The organism is Flavobacterium sp. CAU 1735, assembly GCF_039888695.1.
Taxonomy (GTDB): Bacteria; Bacteroidota; Bacteroidia; order Flavobacteriales; family Flavobacteriaceae; genus Flavobacterium.
Map to the genome: position 1 here is coordinate 155976 of NZ_JBDQQQ010000002.1, position 26676 is coordinate 182651.

General features: G+C 36.8%; 27 protein-coding genes and 2 riboswitches. Of the genes, 16 read left to right on the forward strand and 11 right to left on the reverse strand.

Features of this window, described 5'->3' with window-relative positions:
* Positions 1-23: 23 nt before the first annotated feature.
* From efp to sucD, 4 genes are all read left to right on the forward strand, one after another.
* On the forward strand, positions 24-590 hold the full coding sequence (efp, locus tag AAFN64_RS07810; RefSeq protein ID WP_300491914.1) for an elongation factor P: 567 nt from the start codon (positions 24-26) through the stop codon (positions 588-590).
* 51 nt (positions 591-641) lie between these two features.
* The gene (locus AAFN64_RS07815; protein ID WP_347760018.1) at positions 642-1580 is read left to right on the forward strand and encodes a UDP-3-O-(3-hydroxymyristoyl)glucosamine N-acyltransferase; all 939 of its coding nucleotides are present in this window, start codon (positions 642-644) and stop codon (positions 1578-1580) included.
* Positions 1573-1932, forward strand: a complete 360-nt coding sequence (locus AAFN64_RS07820; protein ID WP_300491910.1) for a nuclear transport factor 2 family protein — start codon at positions 1573-1575, stop codon at positions 1930-1932. Before AAFN64_RS07815 ends, AAFN64_RS07820 begins: the two co-directional genes overlap by 8 nt.
* 109 nt (positions 1933-2041) lie before the next feature.
* On the forward strand, positions 2042-2914 hold the full coding sequence (gene sucD / locus AAFN64_RS07825) for a succinate--CoA ligase subunit alpha (RefSeq protein ID WP_136401399.1): 873 nt from the start codon (positions 2042-2044) through the stop codon (positions 2912-2914).
* Positions 2915-3162: 248 nt separating this feature from the next.
* Here sucD and AAFN64_RS07830 read toward each other — a convergent pair whose 3' ends face one another.
* Together AAFN64_RS07830 and AAFN64_RS07835 are read right to left on the reverse strand one after the other, a co-directional pair.
* Positions 3163-3717, reverse strand: coding sequence for a DinB family protein (locus AAFN64_RS07830; RefSeq protein WP_347760019.1), 555 nt, complete (start codon positions 3715-3717; stop codon positions 3163-3165).
* Between the two features lie 56 nt (positions 3718-3773).
* Positions 3774-4310, reverse strand: coding sequence for a Crp/Fnr family transcriptional regulator (locus tag AAFN64_RS07835; RefSeq protein WP_347760020.1), 537 nt, complete (start codon positions 4308-4310; stop codon positions 3774-3776).
* Between the two features lie 194 nt (positions 4311-4504).
* Here AAFN64_RS07835 and AAFN64_RS07840 point away from each other — a divergent pair, with 194 nt between their 5' ends.
* The 4 genes from AAFN64_RS07840 (at position 4505) to AAFN64_RS07855 (ending at position 9542) form a co-directional block, all read left to right on the forward strand.
* Positions 4505-5044 carry a hypothetical protein gene (locus AAFN64_RS07840; protein WP_347760021.1) on the forward strand — a complete coding sequence of 180 codons (540 nt, stop codon included), beginning with the start codon at positions 4505-4507 and terminating at the stop codon, positions 5042-5044.
* 106 nt (positions 5045-5150) lie between these two features.
* Positions 5151-5246, forward strand: a riboswitch (SAM-I-IV-variant riboswitch).
* Between the two features lie 66 nt (positions 5247-5312).
* The gene (locus AAFN64_RS07845; protein ID WP_347760022.1) at positions 5313-6635 is read left to right on the forward strand and encodes a Na+/H+ antiporter NhaC family protein; all 1323 of its coding nucleotides are present in this window, start codon (positions 5313-5315) and stop codon (positions 6633-6635) included.
* Positions 6636-6709: 74 nt separating this feature from the next.
* Positions 6710-7456, forward strand: a complete 747-nt coding sequence (gene fabG / locus AAFN64_RS07850) for a 3-oxoacyl-[acyl-carrier-protein] reductase (protein WP_300491653.1) — start codon at positions 6710-6712, stop codon at positions 7454-7456.
* A gap of 58 nt (positions 7457-7514) precedes the next feature.
* Complete coding sequence (locus AAFN64_RS07855) at positions 7515-9542, forward strand: hypothetical protein (protein WP_347760023.1); 2028 nt, start codon at positions 7515-7517, stop codon at positions 9540-9542.
* Between the two features lie 233 nt (positions 9543-9775).
* Here AAFN64_RS07855 and AAFN64_RS07860 read toward each other — a convergent pair whose 3' ends face one another.
* The 4 genes from AAFN64_RS07860 to aroB form a co-directional block, all read right to left on the reverse strand.
* On the reverse strand, positions 9776-10213 hold the full coding sequence (locus AAFN64_RS07860; protein ID WP_347760024.1) for a DNA primase: 438 nt from the start codon (positions 10211-10213) through the stop codon (positions 9776-9778).
* Between the two features lie 97 nt (positions 10214-10310).
* Positions 10311-11282 (reverse strand): deoxyhypusine synthase family protein, encoded by a 972-nt coding sequence (locus AAFN64_RS07865; protein ID WP_136401406.1) that lies wholly within the window; start codon positions 11280-11282, stop codon positions 10311-10313.
* 57 nt (positions 11283-11339) lie between these two features.
* Positions 11340-12746, reverse strand: coding sequence for an arginine decarboxylase (locus AAFN64_RS07870; protein WP_300491647.1), 1407 nt, complete (start codon positions 12744-12746; stop codon positions 11340-11342).
* Between the two features lie 307 nt (positions 12747-13053).
* The gene (aroB, locus tag AAFN64_RS07875; RefSeq protein ID WP_347760169.1) at positions 13054-14121 is read right to left on the reverse strand and encodes a 3-dehydroquinate synthase; all 1068 of its coding nucleotides are present in this window, start codon (positions 14119-14121) and stop codon (positions 13054-13056) included.
* 96 nt (positions 14122-14217) lie between these two features.
* Between aroB and AAFN64_RS07880 the strand changes: the two genes are divergently transcribed.
* The 5 genes from AAFN64_RS07880 (at position 14218) to AAFN64_RS07900 (ending at position 18436) form a co-directional block, all read left to right on the forward strand.
* A complete protein-coding gene (locus AAFN64_RS07880; RefSeq protein ID WP_347760025.1) occupies positions 14218-15393 on the forward strand; it encodes a proline dehydrogenase family protein in 1176 nt (391 codons plus the stop codon).
* Between the two features lie 197 nt (positions 15394-15590).
* Positions 15591-16040: a type II toxin-antitoxin system antitoxin SocA domain-containing protein gene (locus AAFN64_RS07885; protein WP_300491643.1), complete on the forward strand. Its 450-nt coding sequence runs from the start codon at positions 15591-15593 to the stop codon at positions 16038-16040.
* Between the two features lie 20 nt (positions 16041-16060).
* Positions 16061-16369 carry a hypothetical protein gene (locus AAFN64_RS07890; protein WP_347760026.1) on the forward strand — a complete coding sequence of 103 codons (309 nt, stop codon included), beginning with the start codon at positions 16061-16063 and terminating at the stop codon, positions 16367-16369.
* A 235-nt stretch (positions 16370-16604) separates the two neighbouring features.
* Positions 16605-17213, forward strand: coding sequence for a hypothetical protein (locus AAFN64_RS07895; protein WP_347760027.1), 609 nt, complete (start codon positions 16605-16607; stop codon positions 17211-17213).
* Positions 17214-17422: 209 nt separating this feature from the next.
* Positions 17423-18436, forward strand: coding sequence for an acyltransferase (locus AAFN64_RS07900; protein WP_347760028.1), 1014 nt, complete (start codon positions 17423-17425; stop codon positions 18434-18436).
* 66 nt (positions 18437-18502) lie between these two features.
* Here AAFN64_RS07900 and AAFN64_RS07905 read toward each other — a convergent pair whose 3' ends face one another.
* Positions 18503-18886, reverse strand: a complete 384-nt coding sequence (locus AAFN64_RS07905; protein WP_347760029.1) for a DUF6232 family protein — start codon at positions 18884-18886, stop codon at positions 18503-18505.
* A 167-nt stretch (positions 18887-19053) separates the two neighbouring features.
* Here AAFN64_RS07905 and AAFN64_RS07910 point away from each other — a divergent pair, with 167 nt between their 5' ends.
* Both AAFN64_RS07910 and AAFN64_RS07915 read left to right on the forward strand, forming a co-directional pair.
* Entirely contained in the window at positions 19054-19356 is a 303-nt protein-coding gene (locus AAFN64_RS07910) for a hypothetical protein (protein WP_347760030.1), read from the forward strand.
* Positions 19357-19416: 60 nt separating this feature from the next.
* Positions 19417-19977, forward strand: coding sequence for a hypothetical protein (locus tag AAFN64_RS07915; protein WP_347760031.1), 561 nt, complete (start codon positions 19417-19419; stop codon positions 19975-19977).
* 75 nt (positions 19978-20052) lie between these two features.
* Here AAFN64_RS07915 and AAFN64_RS07920 read toward each other — a convergent pair whose 3' ends face one another.
* Genes AAFN64_RS07920 through AAFN64_RS07930 form a run of 3 tightly spaced genes read right to left on the reverse strand, consistent with a single transcriptional unit; the run spans position 20053 to position 22208 of the window.
* A complete protein-coding gene (locus AAFN64_RS07920; protein WP_347760032.1) occupies positions 20053-21249 on the reverse strand; it encodes a hypothetical protein in 1197 nt (398 codons plus the stop codon).
* A gap of 17 nt (positions 21250-21266) precedes the next feature.
* Positions 21267-21959, reverse strand: a complete 693-nt coding sequence (locus AAFN64_RS07925) for a CPBP family glutamic-type intramembrane protease (RefSeq protein ID WP_347760033.1) — start codon at positions 21957-21959, stop codon at positions 21267-21269.
* A gap of 57 nt (positions 21960-22016) precedes the next feature.
* On the reverse strand, positions 22017-22208 hold the full coding sequence (locus AAFN64_RS07930; protein ID WP_347760034.1) for a hypothetical protein: 192 nt from the start codon (positions 22206-22208) through the stop codon (positions 22017-22019).
* Positions 22209-22491: 283 nt separating this feature from the next.
* Positions 22492-22584, forward strand: a riboswitch (TPP riboswitch).
* An 88-nt stretch (positions 22585-22672) separates the two neighbouring features.
* Here AAFN64_RS07930 and thiD point away from each other — a divergent pair.
* Complete coding sequence (gene thiD, locus AAFN64_RS07935; protein ID WP_347760035.1) at positions 22673-23512, forward strand: bifunctional hydroxymethylpyrimidine kinase/phosphomethylpyrimidine kinase; 840 nt, start codon at positions 22673-22675, stop codon at positions 23510-23512.
* A 60-nt stretch (positions 23513-23572) separates the two neighbouring features.
* Here the strand turns inward: thiD and AAFN64_RS07940 are convergent, their stop codons facing one another.
* Positions 23573-26674 carry a CusA/CzcA family heavy metal efflux RND transporter gene (locus tag AAFN64_RS07940; protein WP_300491628.1) on the reverse strand — a complete coding sequence of 1034 codons (3102 nt, stop codon included), beginning with the start codon at positions 26672-26674 and terminating at the stop codon, positions 23573-23575.
* Positions 26675-26676: the final 2 nt, after the last annotated feature.

Sequence of the window (26676 nt, forward strand, 5' to 3'; positions counted from 1 at the left end):
TAAATAAACAAACAAAATAAAAAATGGCGAGTACGGCTGATATTAGAAACGGATTATGTATCAAATTCAACAATGATATTTATAAAATTGTAGAATTTTTACACGTAAAACCAGGAAAAGGACCTGCATTTGTAAGAACAAAATTAAAAAGTGTAACCAATGGTAAAGTATTGGATAATACTTTCTCAGCAGGACATAAAATCGAAGTAGTTCGGGTAGAAACTCACAAATTCCAGTTTTTATACGCGGAAGGAGAAGATTTTCACTTTATGAATGTGGAAACGTATGAGCAGATTGCTTTAAATAAAAACATCCTTGATGCTCCGGATTTATTAAAAGAAGGAGAAAATGTAATGGTTCAGATCAATGCTGAAACGGAAGCGCCATTATCAGTAGATATGCCGGCATCTGTAGTATTGGAAGTAACCTATGCAGAGCCTGGGATTAAAGGAAATACGGCTACAAATGCTACTAAACCGGCAAAAGTAGAAACAGGAGCTTCTATTAACGTGCCTTTGTTTATCAACGAAGGTGACAAAATTAAAATCGACACCGCTACCGGTTCTTATATGGAACGGGTTAAAGAATAATTTTATTTTTATTGGGCAATTTTATATTGCCCAATTTTATCTTACTATAATATGAAATTTACAAGAACCTATTCTTTACGTGAAATCGCTGCGATAATTGATTGTAAATTTGTAGGTGATGCCGAATTTCCGGTAAAGGGAATGAATGAGATTCACGTGGTTGAACCGGGTGATATTGTTTTTGTGGATCACCCGAAATATTACGACAAAGCATTACAGTCGGCTGCAACAATAGTTTTGATCAATAAAGAAGTGGAATGCCCTGAAGGGAAAGCGCTTTTATTGTCGGACGATCCGTTCCGCGATTTTAATAAATTATCACGTCACTTCAAACCGTTTAAAGCAACAGGAGTTGCTATTTCGGATACCGCTGTCATTGGCGAAGGTACCGTAATTCAGCCCAATTGTTTTATCGGAAATAATGTGGTGATTGGTAAAAACTGCCTGATTCATCCTAATGTTACTTTGTACGACGATACGGTAATTGGCGATAATGTGATTATCCATGCCGGTAGTATTTTAGGAGCAGATGCGTTCTATTATAAAAAACGCCCGGAAGGATTTGATCAGTTGGTTTCCTGCGGTCGTGTGGTAATCGAAAATAACGTTGGTATCGGTGCTTTATGTACCATCGATAGAGGTGTTACCGGAGATACAACCATTCGCGAAGGCGCTAAAATAGACAATCAGGTACATATCGGACACGATACGGTAATTGGTAAAAAATGTCTTATCGCGGCTCAAACCGGAATTGCCGGATGTGTAATCATCGAAGATGAAGTAACGCTTTGGGGACAAGTGGGAACTACCAGTGGTATTACCATCGGTGAAAAAGCGGTTGTTCTGGCACAGTCCGGAGTTTCAAAATCACTGGAAGGCGGTAAAGTTTATTTTGGTTACCCGGCCGAAGAGTCAAGGGAAAAACTAAAACAGCTGGCTTACGTGAAAAAGATTCCGCAAATTCTAACACAAATCAATAAAAATGAATAAAGAACTGGTTCAGGCGTTTTATCTGGCAAATGGTCCGTTAAACAAGAGTTTGATGGAAACATTCCTGCACGATGAAATCATCTTTAACTGGCACAGTTCCAAAGGCTTTTTACAACTGGACAAACAGGATTTACTGGAACTGGCAACGGAACTGAGTAAATCGTATATCGCGTCAAGGATCGAAATCAATCATATTTTGGAAGACAATCATAAGGTATCGCTACATTATACCCATTATGTAGCACCGATTGAAAATCCAAACGAAGAGATCATTTTAGCGCATTTTATGGTCATCTGTGAACTCAAAGACGATAAGCTCTATAAGGTTTACCAGATGAGTCAGTTGGACTAAGCGAAAAAAATAAAAAATAGCCGATAAAAGTTTGAAAAAACTTTCTTCGATTACGTTCAAAACCCTATTTTTGCAACACAGTTTTTAAAAATAATATAAAAAAAATATCATGAGTGTTTTAGTAAATAAAGATTCTAAAATAATTGTTCAAGGATTTACAGGTAGCGAAGGAACTTTCCACGCTACGCAAATGATTGAATATGGTAGTAACGTTGTAGGTGGAGTTACTCCGGGTAAAGGAGGAACAACGCATTTGGACCGTCCGGTTTTCAACACGGTAAAAGACGCTGTTGATCAGGCAGGTGCCGATACGACTATCATTTTCGTTCCGCCAGCTTTTGCTGCTGATGCAATTATGGAAGCTGCGGATGCTGGTATCAAAGTGATCATCACGATTACAGAAGGTATTCCGGTAGCCGATATGATTAAAGCTTATGATTATATTAAACACAGAGACTGTCGTTTAGTTGGACCTAACTGTCCGGGTGTAATCACTCCGGGTGAAGCTAAAGTTGGTATCATGCCAGGTTTCGTTTTCAAAAAAGGAACTGTAGGTATCGTTTCTAAATCAGGAACATTAACATACGAAGCTGCTGATCAGGTTGTAAAACAAGGTTTAGGAATTACTACAGCTATCGGAATTGGTGGTGACCCGATTATCGGAACGACTACTAAAGAAGCGGTAGAATTATTAATGAACGATCCGGAAACAGAATGTATCATCATGATCGGTGAGATCGGTGGACAATTGGAAGCTGATGCTGCACGTTGGATTAAAGCTGACGGAAACCGCAAACCGGTAATCGGATTTATCGCTGGTGAAACCGCTCCGAAAGGAAGAACAATGGGTCACGCAGGTGCGATTGTTGGTGGTGCTGATGATACTGCTGAAGCTAAAAAACGTATCATGAGAGAGAATGGAATCCACGTGGTAGATTCTCCGGCTGAAATCGGTAAAAAAGTAAAAGAAGTATTGGGTTAATTCCCGGTCGCTATAAAAATAAAGGGCTGTCTTTAGACGGCCCTTTTTTATTGCTATTTGTCACCACCTGACAGGTTTCTAAAACCTGTCAGGTGTTTCTCCAGATGTAATTGGAAAAAGGGTAAGTATAGAAAAAATTCCTTGCAGCTATACAAATAAAGGGCTGTCCGCTTAGAAGCCTCCTTTTTATTGCTATTTGCTACACCTGACAGGTTTTAGAAACCTGTCAGGTGTTATATATTAGATAATTAAATATTTTTTGAATACTGTTTTAAAACATTCGAAGCCTGTTTTACATGGCGTTCGTTATGGTAAATCAGAAACGATAGCGTATCGCCCAATTGCAAACGGATAAACCGACTCAGACTAATAGCCGTTTTGCATTTGATCAGATCAACTTGCTGTGCTTTTTCGAGAATAAGTAATAAGGTTTCCTGTTGCGTAATAAAAACATCCAGAACACCTTGATCTAGTTGACTACCGATTGGATTATAACTTTTTAAGGATTTTATTTTGGTAGTACTTTCCGCTTTCATCATTCGGGCAAAATAACCGCCTAAAACTCCGGTTTTATAAAACAATTGCGGCTTTTTATTACGGGCTTTTGCAATACAACGATTTAGCTCCGGCAGATAAAAATCGCCATAACGATTCAGATGTTCAAGACATTCCAAAATACTCCAGCTTTTTTCCGATTGTCGCCAGTTGAGTGTTTTCGGATTAGTAGCTTTAAAAGAATTCGCAATTTCAATATTACTTTTGGTTATCGTAGTTAATTCGTCCAGTAGTTGCTTTGTTTCCATCGTTTAAATATTTGTACAAAATTCGGATATGACGGACGAATAAAAATTGATGCAAATCAAGACTTTTTGATACGTGACAAGGTTTCGGCGGTCATTCGAAGATAGGAAGCGATATATTTATCCGGAATTTCCTGGAAAACCTGTGGACTTCGTTTTAAAACACTTTTATACCGATCGACAGGCGAAGCCATTAGCAGATCTCTTTCCCGTTCCATTTGTTGGAGTATCAGCTGACCGAGTATTGTATTCCATAATTTTAAATGCGTTAGATCACTTTCTATAAAATGCAGCAGACTTTTTTTAGAGATGGTCCGAACGGTGCATTTTTTCAGTGCCTGAATATAAAATTGTGTAGGTTTGTCTGTGAAAAAGCTGTCAATGGCCGTAACAAACGAATTTTTATAACCAAACCGGATGGTGTTTTCTTCTTCGGTATCAATAGTAAACACCCGGACGCTACCTTCAACAATAAAGAAAACAGTCGAATCCAGGCTGCCTTCGGTTATCAGGTAAGTATTTCGTTTAAAAATCGTTTCGGTTTCCCAAAGCTTGTTTTCTAATAATAAAGTATATAAAGTTTCGATAGCATTCATATAGGGAACAATTGTGTGATGATCATAAGTAGAATGTTTTCAAAGATATTAAAATAGAAAGGGTAAGGGATTTTATTTTTAAAGTGATTATTATGTTGTTAATCAGGTGATTATTTTTTGATAACAAAATTAAAATAGTACAAATTGTCTATATTTATATTGAAAATAAAGATAACAGAACTAAAAATAACAATATGGAAGGACAACAATACGCATTTCAGCCTTTTTCGAACGACGAAATCGAAAACCTACGAGAGGAAATGAAAAAACTGGAAATCAGTTTGGATCACACTGAAAACAGGGATTCTTTTTTTGAAAATCCATATGCCTCTTTGATGAATAATTTTAACATAAAGATTTTAAAAAGAGTTCGGTTTAATGATGATTTCGTTAAAGTTTTTAATGATAATGTCCGAAAATTCCGCAATATATTTAATGACTGCCTGACTTGTAAAATTGCGGTTATGATTCTACTTTATACATTACTATCCTATACCGGATGTATTAATATTGCAGATATACCAGATTTGATTTTGGCTTCTGCATTTATAAAAGGAATTGAAGATTTTTTTGGAGGTACTAGTACGGAAATTGAAAAACTTCTGAAAATAATAAAAGAAACACTTGAAGCACTCTCGGTTCCGAATATTGCGCTACAGATTTGCCAGTATTTTGGTTTTTGTTCGCTATCGATTGATACGGAAAAAAACAATAATAGTGTAAGACAGGTATAAAAAGAATTAAGGTACTGTCAAATGTTGAATAATTGTTCTTGTATGGTTTATTTTTAATAAAAAAGCGTTTTATGTGATAATTGAGCAAAAAAGCTTTTATATTTGCATCAGTTATCACGAATCTCATAAGAGATAGCAACCTGCAACAACAAGCAAGGTGCTAAAACGATAAGCCAATTCTGTTGGAAAAAATGTTGTTATTTTTCACACACACTTTTCTAATCCAGTTTTGCTTGTCTCGTGAGCTTATTTAATTTCTAAGCAATCGATGATGAAAAAAAACAAAACAAAAAGCGGCGCGTTAGCGTTACTGCCGTTATTCGTATTTATTTTTACTTTTTTAGGAGCCGGAATACTTCTGGACGATTTTTATGCCTTTCCGTCGCCGGTAGCGGTGTTAACCGGAATCATTACAGCCTTTCTGTTGTTTAAACCTTCTGTTTCGGATAAAGTCGATACTTTGATCAAAGGATGTGGCGACAGTAAAATCATGACCATGTGTCTTATTTATCTGTTAGCCGGGGCTTTTGCCAGTGTTACTAAGGCTATGGGCGGTGTCGATTCGGTTGTGAATCTGGGAATCAATCATATCAATTCGGAATATTTTCCGTTGGGAATTTTCCTGATTGCGTCCTTTCTGTCTACTGCAACCGGAACTTCGGTCGGCGCAATAGTGGCATTAGGACCTATAGCGGTAAGTCTGGCTGATAAAAGTGGTGCTTCTCTACCATTAATTGGCGGATCATTATTAGGAGGAGCGATGTTAGGGGATAACCTGTCGATCATTTCCGATACGACCATTGCCGCAACCCAATCGTTAGGGTGTGAAATGAAAGATAAATTCAAAGTCAATCTTTTTATCGCGTTGCCGGCTGCGTTGATCACCATTTTATTATTGCTATTTTTCGGTTTTAACAGCGAAGTGGTAACAGTGGTTATCGAAAAAGGAACGTACGAATGGATTAACCTGCTACCATATGTGTTGGTTATCGTTTTGGCGGTAATGGGATTAAACGTTTTTGTAACACTGCTCACCGGTATTGTGGTGGCCGGAATCATAGGGTTGCTAGGCGCTGATTTTGCGCTATTGGATTTTACAAAAATTGTGTACGAAGGATTTACCAGTATGACCGATATTTTCCTGTTATCGATGTTAACCGGAGGATTGGCCGCGCTTGTAGAACAGGCAGGAGGGATCAATTACGTACTAAAAACAGTCAAAGCAAGAGTAAAAAACAAGCGATCGGCACAATTGGGAATCGGTGCACTGGTGAGTTTTGTAAACCTTGCGATTGCGAATAATACGGTATCGATAGTGATTACAGGAAGTATTGCTAAAGAAATCAACGACGAATACCATCTGAGTCCGCGTAAAACAGCGACCATACTCGATATCTTTTCCTGTGTGGTACAAGGGATATTGCCGTATGGCGCACAGGTGTTGTTATTGCTGAACTTTGCTGGCGGAAAACTTGGCTTTTTCGATCTGATCGGAAATACCTGGTATGTGGTCTTTCTGTTTATGTTTACACTGATAGCGATCTATAGTCGTTATTGGGACCGATTAACCAATAAATTCTTTAAAGTTTAGCGGTATTACGGATAGATTAAAAACCGAATTGTTATATTTGTTACTTATTTCAAATAAACAAACTTAATCTTAATATGAAATTACTGGAAGGAAAAACCGCAATCATCACAGGTGCAAGTAGAGGAATCGGACGAGGAATTGCCGAAGTATTTGCAAAACAAGGTGCTAATGTAGCTTTTACTTATAGTGCTTCTGCCGAAGCGGCAAAAGCTTTAGAAAACGAATTAATGGCTTTGGGTGTAAAAGCAAAAGGATATCAGTCAAATGCAGCCGATTTTAATGAAGCACAAAAATTAGTAGATGATGTAATTGCAGAATTCGGAAATGTTGATATTCTGATCAATAACGCGGGAATTACAAAAGACAACCTTTTAATGCGTATTTCGGAAGAAGATTTCGACAGCGTAATCGATGTAAACTTAAAATCGGTTTTCAACATGACGAAAGCGGTTCAGAAGATTATGCTAAAAAACCGTGCGGGTTCTATTATCAATATGAGTTCGGTGGTTGGAGTAAAAGGTAACGCGGGACAAACCAACTACGCGGCTTCTAAAGCAGGTGTAATCGGTTTCTCAAAATCGGTAGCTTTGGAGTTAGGTTCTCGTAATATCCGTTGTAACGTAATCGCACCGGGATTCATCGAAACAGAAATGACGGCCAAATTAAACGAAGACGTTGTAAAAGGATGGAGAGAAAACATTCCATTGAAAAGAGGTGGAACTCCGGAAGATGTAGCCAATGCGTGTGTTTTCTTATCGTGTGATTTGAGTGCTTACGTAACGGGTCAGGTGTTGAATGTTGACGGAGGAATGTTAACATAATCATTTAATTAAAATAATGTAAAACCTTAAAAATAAAAAGTTTAATAGCGAATATATAATGACAACATCTACAATTGTATTGCTGATATTAGCTATTAGTGTTGCTTTTGGTTTAGCGTTTTACCAATACTTATACAAAGCCGGGAACAGGTCGAAAATACACCTGTTTCTGGCTTTTTTACGTTTTCTGACGTTGCTCGCTATTTTTATATTACTGATCAATCCGGTTATTTCCCGAAAAACCTATCAGGATGTAAAAACACCTTTGCCGGTAATTGTCGATAATTCCCAATCGATTCAGGAGCTGAAACAGGGCGATCTGGCCAAATCATTATCCGAAAAAATAGCAGAAAACAGTGCTTTAAAAGGAAAATACGACGTACAACGGTATACTTTCGATGCCGATTTTTCAGCCGGAAAACAACTTGATTTTAAAGGGAAACAAACGCATATCGATCTGGTGGCTCAAAATTTAAAGCAATTTTACCGCAATCAGAATTATCCGGTAGTAGTACTGACCGATGGAAATCAGACGATTGGAAATGATTATGTTTACAGTTTTCAGCAAAATACAACCGTTTTTCCGTTAGTATTAGGTGATACGACGACATTCCTGGATTTAAAAATCAACCAGTTGAATGTGAATAAATATGCGTTTCTAAAAAATAAATTCCCGGTTGAAGTCTTTTTACAATATAGCGGAACCAAAAATGTCAATGCCGTTTTTAGTATCCAACAGGGTAATGGAACGGTATACAAACAAAACGTAACTTTTGGCCCGTCTAAAAAAGCACAGGTGGTTTCGGTTTTGCTTACTGCAGATAAAGTAGGCGTACAGACGTATAAAGCAGTTATTACGTCGGCCGAAAACGAAAAAAATAAATACAATAACACTAAGAATTTTGCGGTAGAAGTTATCGATCAACGGTCGGAAATTGCGTTGGTTTCGTCTTTAAATCATCCCGATTTAGGAGCGTTAAAACGTGCAATCGAATCGAATCAACAACGCAAAGTAACTATCGTTAATCCAAACGAAATCAATTCGTTAAACGATTATAATGTTTTGGTTTTATATCAGCCTGATACGGATTTTAAAAAGCTGTTGGAATTAAATAAAAACCTGCAATTAAATACCTGGACGATCACCGGTTTACAAACGGATTTTAATCTGTTAAACCAATCGCAATCGGCAGTACAATTTAGAATGGGGAGTCAGAAAGAAGATTTCTCAGCCGATTTTAATCCGCAGTTTAATGCCTTTGCTCTGGATAATATTGGTTTTGAACAAATGCCACCGTTGCAAAATCCATTTGGTACGATAACCCTTACCGGTAATGCGAATGTTTTATTGCAATCCCGAATCCGCAACATTGTATCCGGAAATCCGCTATTGGTTTTTACCGAAAACGGCGCGAAACGGAATGCCTATCTTTTTGGTGAAAACATTTGGAAATGGCGTGTCGAAAGTCATCTAAAAACCAAATCGTTTGAGCAATTCGATATTTTTATCGATAAAACGATACAATTTCTGGCTTCAAATGCCTTAAAAAAATCGTTGGTTGTACAACACGAAAGTTTTTATAATTCCGGTGAAACCATCGAAATTACAGCACAATACTTTAATAAAAACTACGAGTTCGACGAAAATGCCCGTCTTACGATTCAATTAAAAAATAAAAAGACCAATGCGGTTAAAAATTACGACTTCCTAAAAGGGAATGGCGAATACAAAGTAAACCTGGACGGACTTGAAGCAGGTCAGTATGGATTTGTAGTAAAAGAAAACCAATCCAAAACATCGTATAGCGGAAACTTTGAAGTATTGGATTTTGAAATCGAAAAACAATTCGTAAATCCGGATGTAGCGCGATTAACACAATTGGCTGCGAATACGAACGGTAAAACGTATTATCCGAATCAGGTGGACGCTTTAATTAAAGCCTTGTCCGAAAATCCGAATTATGTTCCGGTGCAAAAAGCTGTAATCACACAGTCGCCTTTAATCGATTGGAAAGGTTTATTGATCATTTTAATCGTAAGTCTTGCGGTAGAATGGTTTGTTCGGAAATATAACGGACTGTTATAAGATCCGTTTTACCTTTGGCAAACTTTGCCGAATCAATTTCTATATTCTATTTCCTATTCAAATATAGTATCGATCTGTAAATCGAAAAAGGATAGCCATTGCTTTTTATAAACCAGAGTAGTGTAGTAGTGCTAATCCGATTTTTCAATTATTGATTTGATTTAAAATAAAAAAATCCTGATTTAGAAAAATCAGGATTTTTTATATGGGTTTTTGTTTGTAATCCGAAAGGCTTACTCTTCATCGTCGTCTTCGTCGTCGTCCTCGTCATAATCGCGATCTTCATCATCGTCCTCGTCATCGTAGTCCTCATCATCTTCATCATCCTCATCTCCGTCATCCTGAGATTTTTTAGGTTTGGATGGTTTCGATTTTTTAGCGTCGTCATCCTCGCCATCTTCGATGTCAAGTCCTTTGATGTCTAATGTATCTTCTGCTGCGATATCATCTTCATCATCGTCGAAGTTTTCAATTCTGTCTGCAAGCTTAGTACTTACTTTTACTAAGTAGATCGTATCTTCAGTTCGTACTTCAACTGCTTCAACTGTTTCATTCTTAGCATTTTTAAAACGGATAACATCAGAATCATCGTATCCGTCGGGAAATTTCTCAACTAGGAGCGTTAAGATTTCATTTGTTAATTTAGCGTAATCTACAATTACTCTTTTCATTCGTTGTTTTTTAATGCTTGTTGTTGTTTCAAATGTAATATCCTAAAACGTATTTTCAAATAAAAAATCCTGTTTTTTTTAGGGCAAACATTAAAAATTACATATCCAATAGATAAGCAAAAATAAGCGGTGCCACGATAGTTGCATCCGATTCGATTACAAATTTTGGTGTGTTGATATCTAATTTACCCCAAGTGATTTTTTCATTTGGAACTGCTCCGGAATACGAACCGTAACTTGTGGTCGAATCGGAGATCTGACAGAAGTAACTCCAGAAAGGTACATCGTGCATTTCCATATCCTGGTACAACATTGGAACCACACAAATAGGGAAGTCACCGGCAATACCACCACCAATTTGGAAGAAACCAACGCCTTTGTCGCTATTTTTTGTATACCAGTCGGCAAGGAACGTCATATATTCGATACCCGATTTCATGGTTGTTGCTTTTAATTCGCCTTTAATCACGTAGGAAGCGAAGATGTTACCCATCGTACTGTCTTCCCATCCCGGAACAACAATTGGTAGGTTTTTCTCAGCCGCAGCATACATCCAGCTGTCTTTTAAGTCGATTTCGTAATATTCTTCCAGACATCCTGAAAGTAACATTTTATACATGAATTCGTGCGGGAAATAACGCTCTCCGGCATCTTCAGCATCTTTCCAGATTTTGTGGATATGTTTTTGTAAACGACGGAATGCTTCGTGCTCTGGAATACAAGTATCCGTTACACGGTTCAAACCTCTTTCCAATAAATCCCATTCCTCCTGAGGTGTTAAATCACGGTAGTTTGGAACACGCTCGTAGTGTGAGTGCGCTACAAGGTTCATGATATCCTCTTCCAGGTTGGCTCCTGTACAGGAGATGATTTGTACTTTATCTTGACGGATCATTTCAGCAAAAATCTTTCCTAATTCTGCTGTACTCATAGCTCCGGCTAATGTCACCATCATTTTTGCACCGTTCTGTAGTTGCGCTTCGTAGGCTTTGGCTGCATCAACTACCGTCGCAGAGTTGAAATGTAAATAATACTTTTCAATAAACTGACTGATTGGTCCTTTACTCATTTCTTAATTATTTAAAGTTAATGTCTGCTTTTTGTAGAAAAGTCAAACATACTGAATTTATTTTTCTTTTTTCTCGTACCCTAAAATCTTCAACACCTCGTCGGCTGTTTGCTGTTCCGAAAATACTTCGGTAGCTACAATGCCGTTTTCGTCGCGGTCAATCAGGATGTGTTTCGGTTGCGGAATCAGACAGTGGTGCAGTCCTCCGAAACCACCGATCGTTTCCTGATACGCTCCGGTATTAAAGAAACCGATATACAATGGTTTTTCTTTGTTGTATTTCGGAAGGTAAACCGCGTTCATATGTTGTTCGGAATTGTAATAATCGTCGCTGTCGCATGTTAGTCCGCCTAATAATACCCGTTCGTAAGTATCGTTCCAACGGTTCACCGCCATCATTACAAAACGCTTGTTAATTGCCCATGTATCCGGTAAAGTGGTAATGAAAGACGAATCGATCATGTTCCATTTTTCACGGTCATTTTGTTGTTTCTGATACAATACCTGGTAAATCGCGCCTCCGGATTCTCCAACGGTAAACGAACCAAACTCGGTAAAGATATGTGGTACCGGAACATCGGCATCATCACATGCAATTTTGATTTGGTTTAGGATTTCGCTGATCATATATTCATAATCATATTCGAAAGCCAATGAATTTTTAATAGGGAAACCACCGCCAATATTAAGACTGTCCAAAGTAGGGCATTCTTTTTTCAATGCGATGTATACTTTCATACATTTTAAAAGCTCATTCCAGTAGTAGGCCGTATCGCGGATACCGGTGTTGATAAAGAAGTGTAACATTTTTAGTTCCACATTCTTGTTTTCCTGAATTTGCTTTCTGTAAAACGGAACGATGTTTTTATAACCGATTCCCAAACGAGAGGTATAGAACTCGAATTTCGGTTCTTCCTCGGCTGCAATACGGATACCGATTTTAAATTTGCCTTCGATTTTTTCCTGTAATAAATCCAATTCTTCATAATTGTCGATTACCGGAATCGTTTTCGAATGACCATTGTTGATCAGTTTTGCAATATTGTCAATGTATTGTTCGCGTTTAAAACCGTTACAAACAACATAAGTGTTTTTGTTGATTTTACCTTGCTCCATTAGGTTTTCCACGATATTCACGTCGAAAGCCGAAGACGTTTCGATATGGATATTGTTTTTAAATGCCTCGTTCATCACAAATTCGAAGTGCGAACTTTTGGTGCAATAGCAATAGTAATATTTTCCTTCGTATTTGTGTTTTTCCATAGCCTTACGGAACCATCCTTTGGCTTTATTAATGTTGTTGGAAATCTGTGGCAAATACGTAAACTTTAACGGCGTACCGTATTGTTCAACCAATTTCATCAAATCGATGTTGTGAAACTGAAGGTTGTCTTTATTTAATGTAAATTCCTCCTGAGGGAAATAGAAAGTCTGATTGATCAGGTCGTAATATTTTGTGTTCATTTTAATAAGTGCTTTTTAGGTTATAATAATAAATTCTTTAAAAAAAGATTCCTTAGTATAACGCACTTTTCAAACTCTAATATTAGCGTACATAATCTGCAATTTTTCATGCAGCGGATTGGTAAAAAGGAAAATGTCAAAATTGCGGACACTTTTAATAGAAAAAATAATCCGTTGCATTTTGGACAAGGATCTGTTTTTCCGGGTGTTTCCGCTGTTGGGGATGTGAGGATTCTGACTATTTTTCATCGCGACAAATGTAAAAAATAATAGCTCGTTTTTAAAAACAATTTTTATTAAAAAAATCTTAGTTTTTATAATCGTCAAAAGCCTTATAAATCAGGTCATTTTCGATCTCTTCGTCGATTTTTACAGCACCGATTCCGTTTAAAAGTGCAAACTTCACTTTTCCGAATTCATTTTTCTTGTCGTGAATCAGTAAATCGATACAATTTTCGATGTCCTTTTCGGTAAACGGAACCGTCGGATAAATATCGGCAATTATACTTTTTATTTCCTGATATTCGTTTTCGGTCAACAACTCTTTTTCGAGTGACAAATAGCTTTCCAGGATCATTCCGATAGCGATAGCTTCACCGTGAAGGAGCGTCTCCTTGTTTTCGTTTTCAAGAAAATAACTTTCGATCGCGTGTCCTAAGGTATGTCCGAAATTCAAAGCTTTGCGTAATCCTTTTTCCGTTGGATCCTGAGTCACTACATTATTTTTAATGATGACCGATTGATGAATCAATTCATTTAAATCGTCGGTATCCAGACTGGAAAGATCCCCGAATTTAGTCCAATAGGCGCGATCCTGAATCAATCCGTGTTTAAGCATTTCGGCTAATCCGGAACGCATCTGACTTTGCGGTAAGGTTTCCAGATAATGGGTATCGATTAAAACCGCAATCGGATTCTGAATCACACCCACCTGGTTTTTAAGATTTCCAAGATCAACACCGTTTTTTCCACCAACCGAAGCATCGACCATCGCCAATAGGGTTGTAGGCACATTAATAAAATCGATTCCTCTTTTATAGGTACACGCGACAAATCCGCCTAAATCGGTTACTACGCCACCGCCTACATTAATAATGACACTCTTGCGATCGGCACCCAATTCGGTTAACGCCTGCCAGATATGTGTACAGGTTTCGATGTTTTTATAGACCTCGCCGGCTTCGAATTCGATGATCTCAATCGGGATTTCGGTAGCAAGATTGGCTAAAAAATCCGGCATACAGTAATTTGCTGTTTCACTGTCGACTACGATAAAAATTTTCGAATACGCACCCTTATGAAGCGTTTCACTTAAAAATGTATAGCAGTTTTCGTTAAAATAGATGGAATAACCGTTCGCCTGGATTGTTTGCATCGTTTGTAAAGTTGATAATTCAATGGCAAAAATCGTCATTTTTTATGATATATTCTTAAACTGTGGCTATATTTGCACATAGATTTTCAAACGACAATGGAAAAAATATTTAACAACACACAGGTTGCTTTTGCACTAAAAAGCGACACGGAGCTTGATCGAGCTTATTTTCTTTTTAAAATGATTGATAATGAACCTTTGGTAAAAATAGGAACCGCGGTGACTAACTTTGCCTTAAAGGCCCATTTACCGGTAGAAGGATTAATCCGGGCTACGGTATTTGATCATTTTTGTGGTGGTGTCAGTGAAGATGACTGTCTGAAAGTAGTGGACAAAATGTTTACCAAAGGCGTGACTTCCGTTCTGGATTATTCCGTTGAAGGAAAAGAAGACGAAGCACAGTTTGATGCGGCTTTGGAAATGACGTTAAAAACGATCGAATTTGCAAAAGAGCGCGAGGCAATTCCGTTTGCGGTATTTAAACCAACCGGATTGGGACGTTTTTTCCTATATGAAAAATTAGGTGAGAAAAAACAGTTAACCCCGGAAGAGCAAGCCGAATGGGATAGAGTAGTAGCACGTTTTGAAAAAGTTTGTCGTACGGCTTACGAAAAAGATGTGGCATTATTGATTGACGGTGAAGAAAGTTGGATGCAGGATGCTGCCGATGAGTTGGTTGCCGATATGATGCGTAAATACAACAAAGAAAAGGCGATTATCTATAATACGTTACAAATGTATCGTTGGGATCGTCTGGATTACCTGAAAAAACTACACGCAGAAGCAAAAGCCGAAGGATTCCATATTGGAATGAAGATTGTTCGCGGAGCGTATATGGAGAAAGAAAACAAACGTGCCGAAGAAAAAGGATATAAATCACCTATTTGCGAATCGAAAGAAGCTACGGATATCAATTATGACAACGCGATCCAGTATATGATCGAGAATATTGATATGATGGCGATTTTTGCCGGTACGCATAACGAAAACAGTTCTTATCGTTTAATGCAGTTAATGGAAGAACATAATATTCCGAAACACGATTCCCGTGTATTCTTTGGTCAGTTATACGGAATGAGTGACAATATTAGTTATAACCTGGCGGCAAACGATTTTAACGTATCGAAATATTTACCATTCGGTCCGGTTCGTGACGTGATGCCCTACCTGATTCGTCGTGCCGAAGAAAACACTTCGGTAGCCGGACAAACCAGCAGAGAGTTAACGTTGCTTAAAAACGAAAGACAACGTCGAAAAATAGAAGATAATTAATCTAAAAAGCCTCCATTTGGAGGCTTTTTTGTTGTATTTCCACTACACCTGACAGGTTTCCAAAACCTGTCCGGTGTAGGAGCGTCAAGAAAGGACAAAAGCGAGTAGATATGGAAAATGAATTGTAAATACTTAGGAAAAGACGTAAATTAGGTTTTATATAGTATTAGCCATAAAACCTTTAAAATACAGCCGCCATGAGTTATAGTGCCGCAACCATTGCCAACTACTTTATTAAAAAATATGCCACAACTGGAGAACTTACACCTTTAAAATTGATAAAACTGGTTTATGTCTCTTATGGATGGTATTTGGAAACCTTTGAGGATAAAGAGCCATTGGTTAATGAAAAACCGCAGGCATGGCGGTATGGTCCGGTTTTTCCTTCTTTATATTATAACTTAAAACAGCACGGTAAAAGTTTTGTCAAAGAACCAGTCAATTGTCATTCAACCGAAATAATCACAGATGAAGACGCCCGGTTTTTAGATAAAGTTTGGGAAATATACGGGCAAAAAGACGGAATATATCTGAGCGCACTTACCCATAAAGACGGAACACCCTGGTCTGAAACCTATCCGAAAGGGGAAAATCTAATAATTCCGGATCCTTTAATCAAAGAATATTATAAGAAGCTACTCGAGTAATGGGCATCTATAATTTTAGTATGGCCCGGTTTCCAATTGAATTGGATACCACCCGAGCCGAAAATGAAAATAATACCTTATTTAACTCCGTAAAAAGGCGGTATGACGAAACGACCGATTTAAGAAATATCCTAGCCAAGGTTTTTACGATACTAATCACATTTTGGCTTTTATCGGTTATTTTACTACTTACCGGCAATACTGCAACCTATAAACTCAACGATTCAGTATTGATCACTTTATTAGCAACCACAACCATTCAGGTTTTAGGGATGATGGTGATTATACTTTGTGATTTGTTTCCTGGAGGAAAGAAGGAAAAAAAGTAAGGAGTGAAAGGTATATACACCTGACAGGTTTTCAAAACCTGTCAGGTGTGAAACTATTTGATATATATTAAATACTCTTTAGTAATGATTTCTATTTTATTGATCCTTATTTTGACTAAGACCGGAAAGTAAAAGATAAGCGCTATTATTTTTTATTTCTCTACAACAGGAAATAAAATAATTACGTACCGATTTAATTCTGTAGTTTTACGATATACTTTACCAGATTATAAAAATGAAAGGATTATTAAAAATTGTATCGCTAACTTTTTTATTCCTGTTAGCCGGATGTGCCAATTATTATTACTTAGGTGGACAACAAAAAGTAGAAACTGACAAACCCTACCAATACAATAAGTTTGTATTGTCTTTTGACAAAGGCCGACAGAAGCTTGATTTTTATACTTATGCTGACTATGTTTTCAATAAGATTGAACCGGAATATATCTTCTTTAAAAATCCGGAAATGAAGCGATTGTTACGCTATCGGATGGCACAAAAACCAACAGAGCAAATGTTGTTCATGTATACGTTTCAACCGACTTTTTCCAATATCCTGGGATTTTATTATAAAGGCTTGACCACGGCAGATATAAAAACGAAATATGGCAATAGCTCCCTAAAACAAATTGATAATCAGTTGTTATTTCAATATTCGTTCGAAAAATTTAGTGTTTTCGATTTTTATAAAGATGTCGAAGGTGGTGTAATTCGCTTTGTAGCTCTTAATAACCCGGATTATTCTCAGGATCCGGAGAGCAAATCATTTAGCAGAGAAATCGATAAAATATTTTTTGACGCCAATACTTTTTTAAAAGAAGGTACTATTGAAAAACTTAATTGAGTTGTGTCGCATTTTGTCTGTGCGAACAGCTCTTATACTATATTAGGTGTTGTAAAATAATTATAAATATTCAATTTGTAGTTTTTAGTATTCTTTGTAAAATTATTTTTATTGTTTTTGAGAATTAAATTTATAATATTGTGTCTTTTTGCGATTGTTGGTTAAAATGTAATTAATAATGGCATTAGCAATAATTTAAATTCGATGCCTTGGAAAGAAAAAATAATTTCGATTTTTTAAGACTGATACTCGCCTCACTGGTGATTTTTTCACATTCGTATCCATTGGCCGGATATCCGGAAATCTTTGAACAAATGACCGATAAGCAGCTAAATATCGGCGCTTTCTCAGTAGAAGGATTTTTTATTATTAGCGGTTACCTGATTATGATTAGCCTACGAAATAGTAAAACGATGATCAGCTATATGTGGAAGCGGTATTTACGGCTTTTTCCGGCACTGTTTGTTATGTTAGTAATCACCATGCTACTATTAATTGTAGTATATGAAGGGAAGGATCTTTTTGTTCAAAAAGATTACTTTACCTATTTTCGAAGAAACATCACGCTATATAGAGCACAATATCACGTAAAAGGGATTTTTGAAACCAATCCGTATCCCAGAGCGATAAACGGTAGCCTATGGTCATTAAGCTACGAATTCACGATGTATATTATTATTCTGCTTTTATTTCCATTCCGAAAAATGAGAATCGGATTGATGCTACTAATTGCCATTTGGTCTTTTTGTGTTTTTGCCAACCATTATGATCCGCTGTTATTTAATGAACTATCTACAAAAATATATTTGAATTCGGATCAGTTTTATCGTTTAGGCGCATTTTTTATGGGTGGCTCCATTCTAAGTTATTTCAACTTAAAAAAGATCAATAAACCCTATATAAAGCTTGGACTTTTGACAGTGCTTATAGGATCTTTATTTTTTAATTTTTATAAAACGACATCGTATATCGTTCTACCAATACTAATTCTATTGGTATGTATTTCGTATTCGAAAAAATTGAATTATATACCGCATCGGATTGGCGACATATCCTATGGTGTCTATATTTATGGGTTCTTAGTACAACAAACATTGATGTATTATTGCTGTTTTTCGCCATTAATGCTAACATTAATAAGTTTACCGATTACGTATCTATTTGCCTTTTTATCATGGAATTATATTGAAAAACCAGCTTTGCAATATAAAAATTTTGTATAAATCGGTTAGTAGATAAAGCCACATCTGCGGCTTTATCTTTTTTAGTTAGTGACCAGCTTATAATGATTATCCTCTGTTGACAATAGCCTGATTTAAAGCGGAAACGATTTTTTTGATATACGTTTCGTCAGTTGAAATAATACTGTTTGCTTCACCGGCATTGGTTCCGATACGAACAGTAAATGAATCTTTAATAGTAATATGCCATATTACTCCTAAAACAATTAAAATTGCACCTATCATGATTTGAAAATCATTCGGTATAAAAAGAGCAATTAAACCAGTTATTATTACTACCCAAGCGTTAAATCGACTTCCTTTTATTCGATTAACTGCTACTGATGAAATGTTGCGTAGCACATAGGTTTTGTCATCAACTATATATCTTGACTTCGTTACGGATACTGTAAGATCCCGATAAAAAAAATGCTCTTTTGTTTTTTCTTCCATATGTTTTTGATTTTATTGAAACAAAAGAACCATAATCTATCATGGATTTATTACTGAAATCCACAAAACAAAACCTTTGTAAAAAACACTTCTCTAATTTTTTCTTCTTATTGAGAAATATTTAATAAAAGGCATTATTTTTGAAAGACTCTTTTAAAATTATCAAAATGAGAAACTACATTTTTATACTTTTGTTACTGCTCAATCTATCCTGTACCAAAACCAGTCAGGAGCTTGTTTGGTATGATCCAATTGTAGTCATGGATATAGATAAAGATTCCGAACACGCCGATATCAGAGTTGCCCTTGGAATTAGTGCACAGGTTTTCTACTTGTCTGAAAAAGAAGAAAATTTCACCGAATTGTTGGAAGAACTTTCGAATAGTTACCATAATCAGCAACCGGTAAAGATCGGAATAGAAAATGGTACGAATCAGATCAAAATAGTAGCCCGAACGAATAAAAAATAATTTCGTTTTTAATTTGATCAAATAATTTACCCGCCTTTTAGCAATAAGGTATTAAACCATATGAAAAAAATAATAGCAGTCATTTTATTAGTAGCGTGTCATTCGTTTGTACATGCACAAGACAATATAAATAAAGAATTAAGCAAATTGTTCCTTAATCTTAAATTGGAATTAGCGCCCGAAAAAATGATTGCTGATTCCAACCTTACGTTTGAAAAATTTGTAAGAGACATTCCGGAATTTGATGATAAAGTAACCATATTGCTTACGGAATTTACGGAAAATAAAGCCATAACATCCAAAATAGTAACCGGAGAAATTCAGATCATTCAAAAAAATAGTGAGATAAAATACGGAAAATATGAGGTTGTTCAAAACCTGAAATTTCAAACGTTTGAGGAATTACTTCAAGTGTATAATAAGCTTTCGAAGCAATACGAAGCATTAGGACGTTATAATAGAACACATACAAATGAAGAAGGAGATAAATACTTTGTTAAACATATCAGTAAAACAATTACACTAGAAGATAAGTCAAAAAGTATCCAACTCAGTTTGAGTTATTCGATTCCCAGAAATAAAGAAACGGGATATCATCTTTTTATAGGTTATCGTTTTTAAAATTTTAATTAAAAATACTATAACCAGCGCTAAACTTAAGCTCCAAAGAATATATATTACTGTACAGATCTCTTTTTAAAACTTTAGAGGATTCAATGCAACAAATTTTGAATACGTAAAATTATAGGGTTGATTAGTCATATCAAAATCTACTATTTCTTTCCGCCACTTATAAAACATTTCAAACCATTTATTTTTTATTTCCTTGTAAATTTTGAAACCAAGATTGGTAAATATTGTTTTAGATTTAATTTCTGAGCTAACAGGATTATCAATCAAAAGTAAATCGTTATAACATTTATCCAGGTAAAAGGCAATTCTTCCAATAGCTTCGTGTTGTTGTTTTTTATCAAAAGAATTATTCTCTATACAAGCATCTAGGCATATAAAAGTGGTATAATAAGTATAAAGTGCATGAAAAATAATATGTATGCTTCTTTTTTCGACAGGAATACCATTGGGCAAATTTATAGTTTCAAGAATAGTAGTACTACTTATTTTTAAAAATTTAGTTATGTCATAAGTTAGTGTATTAAAAATAACATGACCCGTTTGATGTGCAACATCATCTATAAAAAAAACTTCATCATAATCATCCTGATATGCATTAAAAAAGCTAATGCCATTCGCAGCGAATGTTGCAAATGAATTTCGTTTGTTTGTATCTACCTTAAAGATAACACATTTTGAAGCATACTTTTCAATCAATTCAAACTGAGAAGGGATGTGTTTTTTAATCAAATTATATGCTTTAGTTATATTTTGAATATGATGTTTTGATATTTGATTAATTTCCACGTCTAAAAATACGCCTTCGGAATCACAGTAAAAAGGTTTTAGCGAAGCAAGATTATATTTCAATAACTCTATTTTAGTGTTTTCAATATGGTATATCGGTTCATGTTTAAAATGAATCATGCGATCATTTTTTGATAGTTTTAGCTCTTTTCCATGTAATTTTAAACGAGTTTTCTTATAAGAAGTATGTAGCCAGCCAACATTTGGAATATAAATTCTACCAAATTCATCAGTAGTGATCTCAATTTCCATGTTATTTTTTGCATAGCCAATAATGATATTCTCTAAAACTTGCTCTCTGTTTTTGATATACATAAATATAAAAGGATCGCAGTATATTGCTTCATCATTAAAATCGATCAAATCAAAAATGGATTGATTTTCTTTAAAGAGCAATATTTTTACCGAATTGATGAGTTCATAAGAGTTCTCTATTAATAGTGGTTTAATTATTTTATAGATAGGATTGTTCATAGCAGTAAATAATTAAATTACTGAAATAGTACTAAAATAGAGGTTCCCAGAAGGTTTATCATCATATGAGTCATTACACTATAAATAAAACCAAAGTGCAACCGGATATAACTAAAAATAAACCCGGCCATAAAATACGGAAGCAATATAAGCGGACTTAAAAAAAGAATTTCCCGGGTAATTTTAAAGTTTGGCAAATGCAGATAACCAAAGGTGATCACACTAAAAATAACAAAGAGCCTGACATGTCTTTTAAAAAAATAATCGAAAAGGTGATCGTATTTTTTTAAAAAGATAAAAGAACAAATAAAAACCATACCTCCTGATAAAAAAGCAAGCGTATTTGGTAGCCAATTTTCGAATATGACTTCGGAAGAAACCAGTAAAGTAAGCACTAATGTCAGTATACCTAAAAAGCAGGATAAATTAAACCTGCTGTATTTTAGGTAAAGTCGAAAGAGGATTTCTTCCCGGAGCGGAGCTATAATAATAGGAAATAAAAAGAGCCATTTGACACCTTGTTCTGAAGGATAAGCAGATTGAAAATCAGGTAACAAGTATACCGTTAAGAGGGAACTAAATAGCAAAAAAACAAAATTTAAAAGAATTAAAAATAGTATGCTATTTATTTTATCCTTGATACCATTTGAGGTGATAATCTCTTTTGAAGGAAATAAAACAAACCAAACAAAGTGTTTTAATATAAGCATACTTCTCTAAGATTATAGGATTTATAAAAGAGATACTATTTTTAAGTCTTGAAAAAATTACAATTTAGGATGCTTATCCAAAAATTCACCCCATTCCCGTGCCGTTTTCCCAACTTTTCCCCAAATACCATGGCAATCCCATAAATTTTCCAAACCACCATTTATAGTTTTGAGTACCTCCTCACTTTGTATCGTAAAAGCCATGTTTTTAAAGGCTTCCAAACTTAAATTCTGCTTCTTTTTTTTCATTTTCAATTTACTTTAAAAGATTAATAAATTTGATTTACAATGCAATTTTAGCTTATATGCTTTTATTTGAAATAAAACCAATAGCGGAGGAGCGTTTGTATGTTCTAGAAGTTAACGTTTTAAATTTAAACGTTTTAACTGAAATAAAGAATAGAAAAATTCTTTTGAGTGTATTTGCGTATTGTCACTCAGAATGAGTACCAAAATCATAGTTACACCGGATAGGTTTCTAAAACCTGTCGGTTGTAAAAAACAAAAACAATTCTATTTTTCACTACATTTACTACGGCTTTAGGGGTATTCTGAAAAGAATTGAGAGAGTCCCTTTGAACCTGATCCGGTTAACACCGGCGTAGGGAAAAGTTTATCTTCTTTTATTTGTCTTTATCGGGACAACTATTGCCATTTTAGTAACAATCGGAATAACCTGAATTATTATTCGGGAAGGAAGCAATAGTAATAGTATGAATACAAAATATACCTATCCGGTAGTTTTAACCATAGCCGGATTCGATGGAAGTGGTGGAGCCGGAATCCAGGGCGACACCAATACAATCAATGCATTAGGATGTTATCCTACATCGGTGTTAACGGCACTTCCGGTGCAAAATACGGGTGGTGTAAAAGCGATTCATAGCATTCCGCCTGAAATCGTAGCCTTGCAATTGCAAACGATACTGGAAGATATTCGTCCGGATGCAATCAAAATTGGAATGGTGCATACACAGGAACTCGTAGCCGTTATTGCGGCTATACTTCGAGAATATCCGGACATTCCGGTGGTATTCGACCCGGTAATGGTCGCTACTAGTGGTCATCGTTTGATTGAATCCGAAACCATAACCGAAATTGTAGACAAGCTGTTTCCATTGGCGACGCTGATCACACCCAATCTCGATGAAGCAGCCGTTTTAACAGGGAGTCCAATTACAAGTGTAGCGGAAATGCATAGCGCTGGAGCGATGATCATGCAAAAAGGTTGTCCGCATTTATTACTAAAAGGCGGGCATTTGCCAACTACAGTACTGACTTCACTTTTGTTTGATAAACAAGGTGTGATAGCAACCCATACTTCCGAAAAAATAGAGACAAACAATATGCACGGTTCGGGTTGTACCTTGTCGGCGGCTATTGCGAGTTATCTGGCACTTGGGAACAACTTATCCGATGCCGTTAGTCTGGCGCAACAGTATGTACACCGGGCAATATCGGAAGGTGCCGATGTTGCGATAGGAAAGGGTAATGGTCCGTTAAATCATTTTTTTGAACCGCAGAAAAGGGTTAAAAAAGAAAAACCTCGTTAAATAACGAGGCTTCTCCCAAATAACCAAAATAACAAATAAAAAATAAAAAGCTATTTACAATCAGTCTATTGGCTGATGTTTTTTACGGTTAAATACCCAGAATATAATCGGGAATACCAATAACGTTAGTACGGTAGCGGTGATCAATCCACCGATGATCACAATGGCCAGCGGTTTTTGAGATTCCGAACCAATTCCGGTTGAAGTAGCCGCCGGTAATAATCCGATGGAAGCCATTAAGGCGGTCATCACTACCGGACGGGTTCTGATTTTTACGGCTTCGATAATCGAAGTGTTGAGATCCATTTTTTCCTTGAGGTTCTTATGGAATTCCGATATCAGAATTACACCGTTTTGAATACAGATACCAAAAAGAGCAATAAATCCAACTCCGGCCGAAATACCAAAATTAATTCCGGTAAGGTGTAAGGCAATGATACCTCCGATTACGGCAAACGGAACGTTCGCTAATACAAGTAAGGAGTCTTTTATATTTCCGAACATAATAAATAGCAACACAAAGATTCCAATCAAACTAATCGGTACAACCTGACTCAAACGTTGTGTGGCACGAACCTGATTTTCAAATTCACCGGTCCAACCAAAATGGTAACCGTTTGGAAGTTCCACATTTTTATTAACCACCGCTTGTGCATCGGCAATAGTACTACCCAGGTCACGATCGCGGACAGAGAATTTTACAGCAATAAAACGTTTGGTATTATCACGGTAAATAAACGCCGGACCAGTAATCTTTTTCACGGTTGCAATTTCCTTAAGCGGAATTTTGACACCGTCGATTGTTGGCACCTTAAGTTGTGACAGGTCATTTTCATCTTTTCGGTATTCTTTGGTATAACGAACCCGAACGTCAAATTTCTTTTCACCTTCGTATTTCTGAGTGGCCGTTTTTCCACCAAAGGCCATTTCCAATACGGCTTGTGCATCGGCAAGGGTAACGCCATAAGCGGCCATTTTGCCACGATCCAGAATTACGCTCACTTCCGGTTGTCCTACGTTTCGAAGGATTCCCACGTCTTTAATTCCGTCGATTCCCTTGATTTGTGTCAGTACTTTTGCTGCCAGTTCGTCCAGCTTATTCAGGTCTTCACCATAAATTTTTACGGCATTGGAAGCTTTAAACCCGGCAACGGCCTCGGCTACGTTATCGATAACCGGTTGGGAATAGTTGTAGGTAATCCCCTGAATCTGTTTTAATTTGGTGTCCATTTGATCAATCAGTTCTTCCTGACTGATATTGCGTTTCCATTCTTTTTTAGGATATAAATCCACCTGGAATTGGGCGAAACCGAAACCATTCGGATCCGTTCCGTCATTACTACGCCCAGTTTGCGAAAGTACCTGTTCTACTTCCGGGAAACTTCCCAGTATGGTACGTATTTCGGCCGATATTTTGTTACTTTCCGGTAGGGAAGTACTAATAGGCATTTCGGCGGTTACCCATAAGGCACCTTCATTTAATTGCGGCAGGAATTCCGTTCCTAAGAATTTCGCCGAAATAAAGGTTACTACCATAAAGGCAATGGAGACAAAAAGGGTTTTCTGTTTGTGTTTGAACGTGAAGTTAAACGATTTTTCTACAATCCTGTTCCAAAAATTTACAAACGGATTGTTCTTTTCTTTTACGTTTTTGTTTAATAAAATATGCGACAATACCGGAACCAGCGTCAGGGTGAAAATAAGCGCACCCAATAACGCGAATCCAAGCGTATAGGCTAATGGCGCAAACATTTTCCCTTCTACTTTCTGGAAGGAGAAAATCGGAATCAGCGCGGTGATAATAATCAGTTTGGAGAAGAAAATTGCTTTCCCCATTTCTGTACCGGTTTTTTTGATCACACTACCAATAGCCAGTTTGTTATAGGCTTTCATTCCTTTTTTATGCGCGAGGTGGTCGAGTGTCACAAAGATACCTTCGACCATCACGACGGCTCCGTCAATGATGATCCCGAAATCGACCGCACCGAGTGACAGTAGGTTGGCACTCATTCCTTTTAACTTCAAACACAGGAAGGCAAAAAGGAGCGATAGCGGGATAATAATGGCTACGGTTAACGTCGTTCGCCAGTCGGCCATAAAGAGGAATACAATCACGGTCACGAAAATGATTCCTTCAAACAGGTTGTGCATTACCGTAGCGGTCGTAAAGTTCATCAGATCGTCACGATCGTAAAACGTTACCATTTTGATGTCTTTTGGCAATACCGTTTCGTTGATCTCGTTGATCTTTTCTTTGATGCTGGTTAATACCTCTTTTGGGTTTTCTCCTTTTCGCATCACAACAATACCTTCCACGACATCACTATTTTTATCCAGTCCGACCTGACCTACACGCGGGTAGGAGCTTTCGGCCACATCGGCCAGATTTTTCACCAAAACCGGATTACCGCCGGCATCGGCTACGATGATATTTTGAATGTCTTCGATCGAACTCAGCAATCCCACACCACGAACCACGTAGGCCTGGCCGTTCTTTTCGATCACGTCACCACCAACGTTCAGGTTACTTTTATTTACAGCGTCGAATACTTCCAACGGCGTAATATTATATTTGGACAAACGTCCCGGATCGACACTAATTTCATAGGTTTTTTCCTGTCCACCAAAGGCTACGATATCGGCTACACCCGGTACGGCACGTAACTGGCGGTCGATTACCCAGTTTTGATAGGTTAGGAGGTCACGGGTATCCCGATCCTTACTTTTTAAGACATAACGGAATACTTCCCCGGTTGGACCATAAGGCGGCTGAACATCCGGATCGACACCATCGGGTAGGGAAACGGTTCGCAGCTGATTATTGACCTGTTGACGGGCAAAAAAGTCGTCGACATCATCTTCAAAAATAATTTTGATCACCGAAAGACCAAACATTGTAATACTTCGAACACTTGTCTTTTTCTGAACGGAATTCATCGCGATCTCGATAGGAGTCGTTACAAAACGTTCGATTTCTTCGGCACTTCGACCGTTCCATTCGGTAACAATAATGATTTGCGTATTGGTTACATCGGGAAAGGCTTCGATGGGCATGTTTTTAAAGGCGACAAACCCGGAAATGGCGAGAATACCGACCCAGAAAAACGTAAATGCTTTATTCTTGAGGGAAAAAGCAATAATATTTCGGATAAATTTATTCATAT